The sequence below is a fragment of the Massilia hydrophila genome, from assembly GCF_020208145.1.
Taxonomy (GTDB): Bacteria; Pseudomonadota; Gammaproteobacteria; order Burkholderiales; family Burkholderiaceae_D; genus Telluria; species Telluria hydrophila.
In genome coordinates this window covers 163,468-175,037 of record NZ_JAHYBX010000003.1, presented here as the reverse complement: position 1 = coordinate 175,037, position 11,570 = coordinate 163,468, and the positions used below count along the sequence as shown (strand labels likewise).

The window sequence follows — 11,570 nt, the reverse complement described above, 5'->3', positions numbered from 1 at the left end:
GCCATTTTAAAGAAGTGGCGCGGCTGGCAGGAATCGAACCCACGACCCCTTGGTTCGTAGCCAAGTACTCTATCCAGCTGAGCTACAGCCGCCCGAGGCACGCATTATAGCAGCACCTCGGGAAATGGCAAAATCTTTGTGGGGACGTTGATAGTGGGCATGTCCGCGACAGGCAAATGGCCTCACGACGCCGCAACGAACGACATGCGACGATGGGGACGCGAAGCGTGCTTTCGCCGCCGGCGCCGCGTGTACGGCAGGGGCGAGCAGCGGCAGAGGAAGGATGGGTCAACGAAAAAAGGGACCAGATTTTTCAATCTGGTCCCTCATATTCTGGCGCGGCTGGCAGGAATCGAACCCACGACCCCTTGGTTCGTAGCCAAGTACTCTATCCAGCTGAGCTACAGCCGCCCGATGCACGCATTATAGCAGGGGTATGCCGCATTGGCAAAGCCTCATTGGCACCGTGCACGAACGGGTCCTCATCCTGCTCGACGGGCGTGGCGGCCGAGGCGCCGGACCAGGCATGGACATGCGGCGCGGCCGCGGCACAACGAAAAAAGGGACCAGATTTTTCAATCTGGTCCCTCATATTCTGGCGCGGCTGGCAGGAATCGAACCCACGACCCCTTGGTTCGTAGCCAAGTACTCTATCCAGCTGAGCTACAGCCGCCCGATGCACGCATTATAGCAGCGCCTTGTTGTTTGCGGAAGTGTCATTTTTTTCCGTACGCCAATGAGCTCTGGTAGATTAGGCGGGTTGGATCGACACTGGAGTCCTATGTTTTCCCGCACGCCGCGACGCCAAGCCCTGCGCACTCTCCTGGGCGCGCTCATCCTGATCTGGATCTGCAGCGCAAGTGCGCTGGCAAGCCCGCGCAGCCTGCGCTTCGAACGCCTGTCGATCGAGCAGGGGCTGTCGCAGCAGTCGGTGCTGACCATCCTGCAGGACCGGCGCGGCTTCATGTGGTTCGGCACCCAGGCCGGACTGAACCGCTACGACGGCTACCGGGTCACCGTGTTCCGCAACGATCCGGCCCGGCCAGGCAGCATCCCCGACAACTACGTGCTGGCCTCCCACGAAGACGCGCAGGGGCGGCTGTGGTTCGGCACCAAGGGCGGCCTGACCCGCTATGACCAGGCCAGCGGCAAGTTCGTCCGGTATGCGCCGGCCGCGCCGGCGGCGGACGGGGGACCGGACCGAGGGACGGGACCGGCCGCGCGCACCGCCAACCCGGCCGTGCTCGCCATCAAGCCGGCCGCCGGCGGCGGCCTGTGGCTGGCTACCGGAGACGGCCTGCTGCAACTCGATCCGGACAGCGGACGCATGCGCAGCTACCGCCACGATCCGGCCGATCCCGGCACCCTGCGCGACAACCGTGTCAACGCCCTGGCGCTGGACGGGCGCGGCAACCTGTGGATCGGCACCGCGGCCGGCCTCGACCGGCTCGCGCCTGGCGCTTCCCGCTTCGAGCACATCGATGTCGATGGCGTCGACCTGCAGCGCAATACCGTCCTGGCCTTGTCGATGGGACCGCGCGACACCTTGTGGGTCGGCACTGCGGCTGGCCTGGAAGCCTGGCGCCTTGCCGATGGCGCGCCCTTCGCCCAGCCGCAGCGGCGCCGCATCGGCGGCGAGGAAGGACTGGGCGAGCTGCGCATCAATGCCCTGTACCACGACGGCGGCGGCACGCTCTGGGTCGGCACCGACATGGGTGGCCTGAAGTGGCTCGACCCGGCCAGCGGAAGCTTCCTCAGCTACCGCAACGACCGCGCCGACCCGCATACCCTGTCCGACAACCAGGTGACCAGCATGCTGGTCGACCGTACCGGCACCCTGTGGGTCGGCACCATGTTCGGTGGCCTCAGCCGCACCGACCTGGCCAGCGGCGGCTTCGCGCGCTACGGCGGCAACGAGGGCCTGGGGCGGGCCCGGGTGCGCGCCATCGCCGAGGAACCGGGTGGCGCGATCTGGATCGGCACCACCGGCGACGGCCTGATGCGGATGGCGCGGCCGGGCGGACCGATCGAACGCATCGGCCGGCGCGACAGGCCGGGCGAGGTGGTCAGCGCGCTGGCCTGGCAGCACGGGCGCACCTGGATCGGCACCCCGACCGGCCTGGTCTGGCGCGACGGCGCCGGCAGCTATGGCCACGTGGCCCTGGGCACCACCCCAGGCGCCAACTACGTGCAGGCCCTGCACGCCGGGCGCAGCGGCACGCTGTGGATCGTCACGCGCGGCGGCCTGGCCGCGCTCGGGCCGGGCCAGGACCAGGTGCGCAGCTGGCGCCACGACCCGGCCAATCCCGCCGGCCTGGGCGAGAACTATGGCTTCGCCGCCCTCGAAGACCACCAGGGCATCGTCTGGATCGGCACCGAGACCGGCCTGGAACGCTTCGACCCGGCCAGCGGCCGCTTCAGCCGCTACCGGCACGACCCGTCCCGGCCGGACAGCCTGCGCCATAGCCGCATCTACTACCTGATGGAATCGGCGCGCGGCGAGCTGTGGGTGGGCACGGCCGGCGGCCTGCACCGCATGCAATACGGGAAGGACGGCGCCAGCTTTCGCTTCTATCCCTTCACCGCCTCCCGGGAAGCGCTGCCGATCGGCGCGGTGCTGGAAGACGGCGGCGGCCAGATCTGGGCCAGCACCACCAACGGCATCACCCGGCTCGATCCGGCCACCGGCCTGGCCAAGAACTACACCGCCAAGGACGGCCTGGTGGACGGCTCGTATTTCGTCGGCGCCGGCCTGCGCGCCAGCGACGGCCAGTTCTATTTCGGCGGCGTGAACGGCCTCAGTGCGCTCCGGCCGGACGGGGTGCGCGACAATCCCTACGCGCCGGAAGTCGTGATCACCGACTTCCTGGTCATGAACCGCTCGCGCGCCGCGTCCGACATCGACGGCCAGGCCAGCCTGACGCTGTCGCACCGCGATTCGGTCTTCGCGCTCGAGTTCGCGGCGCTGCACTACGCCGACCCGGACGGCAACCGCTACGCCTACCAGCTCGACGGCTTCGACCGCGACTGGGTCGACACCGACGCCCGCCGCCGCTTCGCCAGCTATACCAACCTCGATCCGGGCGACTACACCTTCCGGGTACGGGCCAGCAACAAGGACGGCGTGTGGAGCGAGCACCCGGCGACACTCAGAATCAGCATCACGCCGCCATTCTGGAAGACCCTGTGGTTCCGCGCGCTGGCGGTGCTGGCCGTGCTGGCGCTGGCCACGGCCGGCTACCGGCTGCGGGTGCGGGCGCTGGTGGCGCAGAAGCTGCTGCTCGAGCGCGAGGTCGGCGCGCGCACCGAGGAACTGCGGCGCCAGAACGCGTCGGTGGAACGGCGCAAGCGCGAAGTCGAGGAACAGAAGGAGGTCGTGGAGCAGGCGCACCGCAACATCGCGCTGCTGTCCGACATCGGACGCGCGCTGACCGCGAACCTGGACCAGGAAGCGATCCTGCGCGCCCTGTACGAGCAGGTGCGTGCGCTGATGGACGCCGGCCTGTTCGCGGTGGTGCTGCGCCAGCCCGGGCGCGGCACGCTGGAGTATGCCTTCGCGATGGCGGACGGGGTGCGTTGCCCGGGCCTGGAAGTGCCGGACGATCCGCGCCGCTACCTGGCTGCCTGGGTGATCGCCCACGCGCGCGAAGTGCACGCCGGCGAGGGCTATTCGGTGCAGGAGGCGCTGCACGCCTGCCTGCCGGAGCTGGCGGCGGACGATGCGCTGGCCCGGGCGCGGGCCTTGCCCTGCGCCTGGCGCGCCGGCCTGGCGCCGCGCTCGCTGCTGGTGGTGCCGGTGATGGTGGGCGAGCGGGTGCTGGGCGCGCTGTGCGTGCTGAGCCCGGCCGCCGCGGCCTACGGCCAGGTCCACCTGGACATGCTGGAAACCCTGGCCGCGTACGCCGCGGTAGCGCTCGACAATGCCAGCGCCTACCGCCAGCTGAAGGATACCCAGGCCCAGCTGGCGGCCCAGGAGCGGCTGGCCTCGCTCGGATCGCTGGTGGCGGGCGTGGCCCACGAGCTGAACACCCCGATCGGCAACAGCCTGCTGATGGCCAGTACCCTGCAGGAGCGCACGGGCGACATCGCGGCGCGCTTCGACAGCGCCAGCCTGCGCCGTTCCGACCTGGCCGACTACGTGGCCGCCTCGCGCGAAGCGTCGGCCCTGATCATGCGCAGCCTGCACAATGCGGCCGAACTGGTGAGCAGCTTCCGCCAGGTGTCGGTCGACCAGGCGAGCGCCCAGCGCCGCCGTTTCGACCTGGCCCAGGCCTGCCAGGAGATCGTCGCCACCATGATGAACACGGTGCGCCTGGCCGGGCACCGGCTCGAACTGGCGCTGCCGGCGGGAATCGTGATGGACAGCTTCCCCGGCCCGCTCGGCCAGGTCTTGATCAACCTGATCAACAACGCGCTGGCGCATGCCTTCGCGGGACCGGGCGGCAGCATGCTGCTGTCGGCCACGCCGCTCGATGGCGCGGCGGTGCGCATCGTGTTCCGCGACGACGGACGCGGCATCGCGCCGGAGCACCTGGCGCGCATCTTCGACCCCTTCTTCACCACCCGCATGGGACAGGGCGGCAGCGGCCTGGGGCTGAACATCAGCTGGAACATCGCGACCACGCTGCTGGGCGGCACGCTGCGGGTGGACAGCACGCCCGGCCAGGGCGCCGCCTTCATCCTCGAGCTGCCGCTGGTGGCGCTGGCGCCGGAAGCACCGCCCGGGCCGCCGGAGCCGGCCAGGACCTGAGTTCAGGCCACCAGGTTGCGCGGCCGGCCGGCGGCCCAGGCCTCGATGTTATCGACCAGCATGTCGGCCAGGGTCTGCATGGCTCCCGCGCTGGCCCAGGCCACGTGCGGGGTCAGGATGAAGTTCGGCTGGCGCAGGCGCAGCAGCGGATTGGCCGGATCGGGCGGTTCCTGTGCCAGCACGTCGAAGCCGGCGCCGCCGATGCGTCCGGCCAGCAGGGCCTCGGCCAGCGCCGCCTCGTCCACCAGGCCGCCGCGTGCGGTATTGATCAGGAGCGCGTGCGGCTGCATGCGGGCCAGTTCGCGTGCCCCGATCAGGTGGCGGGTCTCGGCGGTGAGCGGCAGGTGCAGGCTGACGACGTCGCTGGCGGCCAGCAGTTCGCCAAGGGGCAGCTGGACCACGTCGCCGTCGGCGACCGGCGAGCGCGAACTGGCCAGGATCCGCATCCCGAAGGCGCGCCCCAGCTGGGCCACGCGGCGCCCGAGAGCGCCGTAGCCGACGATACCCAGGCTGCTGCCGGCCAGGTCGCCGATCGGGTGGTCGAGCAGGCAGAAGCGGCTCGAGCGCTCCCAGCGCCCGGCCTCGACGTCGGCCGCGTAGGCACGCAGGTTGCGGCGCAGGGCCAGCAGCAGGGCGAAGCAGTGTTCCGGCACCGATACCACGGAGTAGTCGCGGATGTTCGCGACTGCGATACCCGCCGCGCGGCAGGCCGCGAGGTCGACGTGATCGGTGCCGGTGGCAGCCACCGCCACCAGTTTCAGCCCGGGCAGGCGCGCCAGGGCCTCGGCGCGCAGCGGCACCTTGTTGGTCACCGCCACCGTGGCTCCCTGCAGGCGCGCTACAACGTCGTCCGCGGCGGTGTTCGGATGGTCGCGCCATGCATGGGCGAAGGCGGGCGGGCGCAGCCGGGCCTGCAGGCTGTCGCGGTCGAGGAAGACGATACGGTGCATGGCAGCCTCGCGGCGTGGGAAAGCCCCATTGTAGCCGCGGCGCGGCCGCCGGCGCGGGCTGGGTTAGCTGGCGTACAGTCGCGTCCCCTGGCCCGGCCTACACTGGTTGCACGCCGATAGCCGGGAGGTGCCACATGCCAGACGCGCTCAAACTGTACAAGGCCAAGCGCAATTTCGACATCACGTCCGAGCCCGCCGAAGGCGGCACGGCCAGTCCCGAGGCGCTCAGCTTCGTCATCCAGAAACACTGGGCGAGCCGCCTGCACTACGATTTCCGCCTCGAGCTGGACGGCACCATGAAGAGCTGGGCCGTGCCCAAGGGACCCAGCTACGATACCCACGACAAGCGCATGGCGGTGCATGTCGAGGACCACCCGATCTCGTATTCCGACTTCGAAGGCACGATTCCGCCGAACCAGTACGGCGCAGGCAAGGTGATCATCTGGGACAAGGGCACCTGGGAGCCCGTGGGCGACCCGCAGGAGGGCTACCGCAAGGGCAGCCTGAAGTTCGCCATCCACGGTCACAAGATGCGCGGCAGATGGGCGCTGGTTCGGATGAAGGCGCGCGCCGGCGAGCGCCAGGAAGCCTGGCTCCTGATCAAGGAAAACGACGAATACGCGCGCCCGGCCGAGGAATTCTCGGTGGTGGACGAGATGCCCGACAGCGTCAAGGAGCTGCCGATGCCCAAGCGCGGCCGGGCCAAGGTGGCGGCGCTGAAGGCGCAGGCGAACGTCGAAGAAGGGCGCAAGCCGGCCCGCAAGCGCGCGGCCGCCAAGCCGGCTGCAGCATCCACGGCAAAGCCGGCCGCCAGGTCCGCGCCAACATCCGCCGCGAAATCCAGTGCAAAAACCGGCGCGAAATCCGGAAAAAAACGCGCGCCTGCGCTGCCGGACGGCGTGAAACCGGCCGCGCTGCCGGAACACTTCACACCGGAACTGGCAACGCTGGTCGACGCCCCTCCGCACGATCCGGAAAACTGGCTGTTCGAGGTCAAGTTCGACGGCTACCGCATGCTGGCCCGGGTCGAGGGCGGCGAAGTGCGGCTCATCACGCGCAACGCCAACGACTGGACCGACAGGCTGCAGCCGCTGCACGAGGAGCTGGTGCGCATGGGGCTGCCGGACGGCTGGTACGATGGCGAGATCGTGGTCCACGACGAGCAGGGCAAGCCGAACTTCGGCCTGCTGCAGCTGGCCTTCGATGGCGTGCGCACGGCCGACATCGTGTACTTCCTGTTCGACGCTCCCTATTGCAACGGCTACGACTTGCGCGACGTGCCGCTGGTCGAACGGCGCGCCGCGCTCGAACAGGTCCTGAAGAAGGCGAAGTCGGACAAGGTGCGCTTCTCGGCCGAATTCGGCACCGACCCGGACCAGCTGGTGGTGGCCGCCTGCAAGATCGGCCTCGAAGGCGTGATCGGCAAGCGGCGCGATTCGCGCTACGTGGAGCGGCGCTCGCCCGAGTGGATCAAGCTCAAGTGCGGACTGCGCCAGGAATTCGTCATCGGTGGCTTCACCGACCCGAAGGGCTCGCGCAAGGGCGTCGGTTCGCTGCTGCTCGGCACCTACGACCGCGAGGGCGTGCTGCGCTACGCGGGCAATGTGGGCTCGGGTTTCAACCACGCGTCCCTGATGGACCTGAAGGAACGCCTGGAAGCGCTGCGCAGCGACGACAGCCCCTTTCCGCCGCGCGCCGTGCCCGGGCGCCAGCACCACTGGGTCAAACCGGTGCTGGTGGCCGAAGTGAGCTTCTCGGAATGGACCAGTACCGGCTCGGTGCGCCATCCGGTGTTCCAGGGCCTGCGCAGCGACAAGCCGGCCAAGGGCATCACGCGCGAGGAGCCGCGCCCGGTCGAGGAGGTCGAAAAGCCGGCCCTGGCCGACGAGCCGGTCTCGCCGCCACCGCCTGGCCTGCACGGCAAGCTGCCCGACAAGCTGCGCGTGACCAATCCCGAACGCGTGGTCGATCCTTCCACCGGGATCACGAAACTGGACGTGATCCGCTACTACGCGCTGGTGGGCGAGCTGATGATGGAACACCTCAAACGCCGCCCGCTGACCCTGGTGCGGGCCCCGGCCGGGATCGGCGCCGAGCTGGTATTCCAGAAGCATGCGGACGTGAAGAAGCTGCCCGGCGTGAAGCAGATGGATCCGGCGCTCGACCCGGACAATCCACCGATGCTGGAAATCGCCAGCATCGAGGGCCTGCTGTCGGTGGCGCAGTGGAACGCGATCGAGCTGCACACCCAGAACGCGCTGGCGAAAAGCTACGAGACGCCGGACCGCATGGTGTTCGACCTCGACCCGGGCGAGGGCGTGGAATGGCGCGCCATGCAGGAGGCGGCGCAGATCATGCATGCCTTCCTCGACGAACTGGGGCTGCCGTCCTTCCTGAAGACGAGCGGCGGCAAGGGCCTGCACGTGGTGGTGCCGATCAAGCCGGAGTACGGCTGGGACACCGTGAAAGCCTTCTCGCAGGCGATCGTGCGCCACCTGGCGGCCACGCTGCCCGAGCGCTTCGCCTTCAAGAGCGGGCCCAAGAACCGGGTCGGCAAGATCTTCATCGACTACCTGCGCAACGGGCGCGGCGCCACCACCATCTGCGCCTGGGCGGCACGCGCCCGGCCCGGCATGGGCATCTCGGTGCCGCTCGAATGGGATGAACTCATGCGCCTCAAGTCCAGCACGCAGTGGACCGTGGCCAACGTGCATACGCGGCTGGACAAGGGCAACGCCCCCTGGGCCGGCTATGCAAAGGCCGCCAAGGGGATCACCCGTGCAATGAAGATCCTCGGCTTCGAGGAGTAGCGCTGGCCGGCGCCGGTCAGCCGGCGTGGCGCCCGCGCTCCGCCAGCGCCACGCGCACGCCGTGCCCGTAGCCCGGATCGGCGCGGTCGAACTGGCGCAGCTGGCGCTGCAGGATGTCCTCGTCCACGCCGGCCAGGGCCGCCGCCAGGTTGTCGCACAGGATCTGGCGTTCGCCCGCCGCCATCAGGCGGAACAGGTTGCCGGCCTGGGTAGTGTCGTCGTCCGTGCCGCGCGGATCATGGCGGCCGGCTTCCCCATCGAGCGCCAGCCCCGGCTCGCCGTGGCCCATGCCGAAGGCGCCGCTACGCCCGGCATCGACGGTGGCGTAGTTGCGCGCGGCGCCGCCGTTCGTGAACGCCATCGCGCCGTCGCGCTGCCCGTTGTGGAAAGGGCAGCGCGGGGCATTCACCGGCAGCTGCTGGTGATTGGCGCCGACCCGGTACAGCTGGGCGTCGTGGTAGGCGAACAGGCGGCCCTGCAGCATCTTGTCGGGCGAATAGCCCAGGCCCGGCACCACATTGGCCGGCGAGAAGGCGGCCTGCTCGACCTCCGCATGGTAGTTGTCGGGGTTGCGGTTCAGTTCCAGCACGCCCACCGGCAGCAGCGGGAAGTCGCCATGCGGCCAGACCTTGGTCAGGTCGAAGGGATTCCAGCCGGTGCGCGCCTCCCATTCGGCGAGCTGGGCGCTGGTAGCGACCTGCACCTTGACGTCCCATTGGGGGAACGCGCCGCGCCCGATCGCCTCGAACAGGTCGCGTCCTGCGTGGTCCGGATCGGTGCCGGCCAGGCGCACGGCCTCGGCCGCGCTCAGGTTGCGGATGCCCTGGCGGGTCTTGAAGTGCCACTTCACATAAACGCGCTCGCCCGCCTCGTTGACCAGGCTGTAGGTATGGCTGCCGAAGCCGTCCATGTGGCGATAGCCATCCGGCGTGCCGCGGCTGGAGAACAGGATCGTCACCTGGTGCAGGCTTTCCGGCGCGTGGCTCCAGAAATCGAACATCATGTTGGCGGACTTCAGGTTGCTCTGGGGGTCGCGCTTCTGCGTGTGGATGAAGTCCGGGAACTTGATCGGGTCCTTGATGAAGAACACCGGCGTGTTGTTGCCCACCAGGTCCCAGTTGCCTTCCTCCGTATAGAAGCGCAGGGCGAAGCCGCGCGGGTCGCGCTCGGTATCGGCGCTGCCCTTTTCGCCACCGACGGTCGAGAAGCGCAGGAATACCGGGGTCTGCTTGCCGATTCCGGAAAACAGCCTGGCCCTGGTGTAGGCGCGCAGGTCGTGGGTCACCGTGAAGGTGCCGTAGGCGCCCGAGCCCTTGGCGTGCACCACGCGCTCGGGAATGCGCTCGCGGTTGAAGTGCTGCAGTTTTTCGATCAGGTGGAAGTCCTGCAATAGCAGCGGGCCGCGCGGCCCGGCACTGAGCGAATTCTGGTCATCGGCAACCGGGATGCCGGATGCGGTGGTGTGGCGGGCTGGATGCATTTTGAATCTCCTCGGCAATATTGATAGGGAGATTCTATGGCTCCACGAGAAATTAATAAATATAATTAATTATATCGGTTTGATAGATTTTCATAATCCAGCCTTCGTGGGCGGTGCCAGGTCGTCCTCGCGCTTGTCCGAGCGTACCTGCGCCAGGCGGTCAACCGCGATCAGCCCCTCGGCAGCCGCGTGCGCGGCGGCGAACACGCTGTCGGGCGAGAGCACCAGTTGCACCCCGGTGGCGCTGACTTCGGCGATGAGGCCGTCGAGGGCGTCGATGCGGGCCGGGTCCGGATTCACGTTGCGGATGTAGATCATGCGCACCGCCTGCGGGTGGCGGCGCACGATCTCGGTATAGATTTCCGGATCCTGCTCGCCGCTGTCGCCGATCAGCACGAACTGCAGCTCCGGGTAAAAGCCGAGGATGCGCTCGATCTGTTCCAGCTTGTGGCTGCCATGTTCCCCGATCTTGAGCACCTGGCGCACGCTCAGTTCGCGCAGCAGCAGGGGACCGAGGGGAATGTCCTGCAGCTTCAGGAAGTCCACCAGCGGCCCGTACAGGTGCCAGGGACTGCTCGAGACATAGAACAGCGGATTGTCCTCGTTGCCCGTGATGCCGTCGCGCAGCGCGCGGTAGAAGCCGGCCACGCCCTTGAAGGGCTTGCGCGTGTGGTGGTTGCTGCGCGCCAGCATCAGCGCCATGTTCAGCTTGTTGGTGACGTTGGTCCACAGGACGGTGTCGTCGATGTCGCTGATGATACCGAAGCGCGCGCCCGGCGCCGCCACCTTGAACCCGGCGCGTGCGCGCAGCGTGCCGCCGTCCGGCCCGGCACTGTCGGGGAATTCGAGTTCGACCTCGTGCCAGCCGTGCGCCAGCGGCGCGGGCGGCACGAAGTCGAAGGCAAAGTAACCGCCGCCGTCGGTCTCGGTGGCGTGGGTGGCGCCGCCGAAATGGGCCAGTACGCGCGCGCCGGCCACTTCGTCCGATTCCAGGCGCCGGTACAGGGCCACCAGGTTCTGCCAGCCGCTGTCGGCGCTGTCCTGCTCACGGAAGTCCGCTTCGTCCAGCAGGCGACCCTTGACCCAGACCCGCCCGGTGTTGCCGAAGCCGAGGTAGGGCAGGACCATCAGGCGCCGCCCGCGCCCGGGTGTGCGCAGCCGCGCCAGGGCGGCGCTGGCCAGCGCCCCGGCGCCGTGCGCCAGGCGCCGCCGCAACGGGGTGGCCGGGACGACGCCCGTATCGAGGGGACGCAGTTGGTCGGTGGCCGCCGCGACGCTGCGCGGCGCGCTACGTTCGACCCAGATGCCGCCGGCCTCGTTGCGGGTCAGGAGCAGGGCCTGCTGCACGTCCTGCGCCTTGCCCGGATCGACCGTGGTCGCCATCACGTGCACGACGGTGCCGCGCTCGCGCAGGCGCGCGATCTCGGTTTCGGTCAGCAGGCCCGGGTTGAGGAAGAGGCTGGCCTTGCCCAGGTCTACGCGGGCGGCGATGTCGTCGAAGCCGGCGCGGCTCAATACGAGGAAGGGCAGGGAGGTGGCTGGCATGGGCGCAGGTCGATGATGGTGGTGATGGCAAGTAT

At 68.9% G+C, this 11,570-nt stretch carries 5 protein-coding genes and 3 tRNA genes; 2 read left to right on the top strand and 6 right to left on the bottom strand.

Annotated features, from left to right (window positions below):
- Positions 1–15 precede the first annotated feature (15 nt).
- From LE190_RS10350 to LE190_RS10340, 3 genes are all read right to left on the bottom strand, one after another.
- A tRNA-Arg gene (locus tag LE190_RS10350) sits at positions 16–92 on the bottom strand.
- 242 nt (positions 93–334) lie between these two features.
- Positions 335–411: transfer RNA gene (locus LE190_RS10345), tRNA-Arg, on the bottom strand.
- Between the two features lie 185 nt (positions 412–596).
- Positions 597–673: transfer RNA gene (locus LE190_RS10340), tRNA-Arg, on the bottom strand.
- A gap of 108 nt (positions 674–781) precedes the next feature.
- Between LE190_RS10340 and LE190_RS10335 the strand changes: the two genes are divergently transcribed.
- Complete coding sequence (locus LE190_RS10335) at positions 782–4,750, top strand: sensor histidine kinase (RefSeq protein ID WP_225238618.1); 3,969 nt, start codon at positions 782–784, stop codon at positions 4,748–4,750.
- A gap of 2 nt (positions 4,751–4,752) precedes the next feature.
- On the opposite strand, the gene LE190_RS10330 is transcribed toward LE190_RS10335, so the two are convergent.
- Positions 4,753–5,700 (bottom strand): D-2-hydroxyacid dehydrogenase, encoded by a 948-nt coding sequence (locus LE190_RS10330; RefSeq protein ID WP_225238617.1) that lies wholly within the window; start codon positions 5,698–5,700, stop codon positions 4,753–4,755.
- 134 nt (positions 5,701–5,834) lie between these two features.
- Here LE190_RS10330 and ligD point away from each other — a divergent pair, with 134 nt between their 5' ends.
- Positions 5,835–8,510 (top strand): DNA ligase D, encoded by a 2,676-nt coding sequence (gene ligD, locus LE190_RS10325; protein WP_225238616.1) that lies wholly within the window; start codon positions 5,835–5,837, stop codon positions 8,508–8,510.
- 16 nt (positions 8,511–8,526) lie between these two features.
- Here ligD and LE190_RS10320 read toward each other — a convergent pair whose 3' ends face one another.
- Both LE190_RS10320 and LE190_RS10315 read right to left on the bottom strand, forming a co-directional pair.
- Positions 8,527–9,990: a catalase gene (locus LE190_RS10320; RefSeq protein ID WP_225238615.1), complete on the bottom strand. Its 1,464-nt coding sequence runs from the start codon at positions 9,988–9,990 to the stop codon at positions 8,527–8,529.
- Positions 9,991–10,080: 90 nt separating this feature from the next.
- Positions 10,081–11,535, bottom strand: a complete 1,455-nt coding sequence (locus LE190_RS10315; protein WP_225238614.1) for an App1 family protein phosphatidate phosphatase — start codon at positions 11,533–11,535, stop codon at positions 10,081–10,083.
- Positions 11,536–11,570 lie beyond the last annotated feature (35 nt).

Excerpts from the sequence above, each read along its gene's own strand:
- LE190_RS10335 (WP_225238618.1), top strand. The coding sequence starts at position 782 with ATGTTTTCCCGCACGCCGCGACGCCAAGCCCTGCGCACTCTCCTGGGC.
- LE190_RS10330 (WP_225238617.1), bottom strand. The coding sequence starts at position 5,700 with ATGCACCGTATCGTCTTCCTCGACCGCGACAGCCTGCAGGCCCGGCTG.
- ligD (WP_225238616.1), top strand. The coding sequence starts at position 5,835 with ATGCCAGACGCGCTCAAACTGTACAAGGCCAAGCGCAATTTCGACATC.
- LE190_RS10320 (WP_225238615.1), bottom strand. The coding sequence starts at position 9,990 with ATGCATCCAGCCCGCCACACCACCGCATCCGGCATCCCGGTTGCCGAT.
- LE190_RS10315 (WP_225238614.1), bottom strand. The coding sequence starts at position 11,535 with ATGCCAGCCACCTCCCTGCCCTTCCTCGTATTGAGCCGCGCCGGCTTC.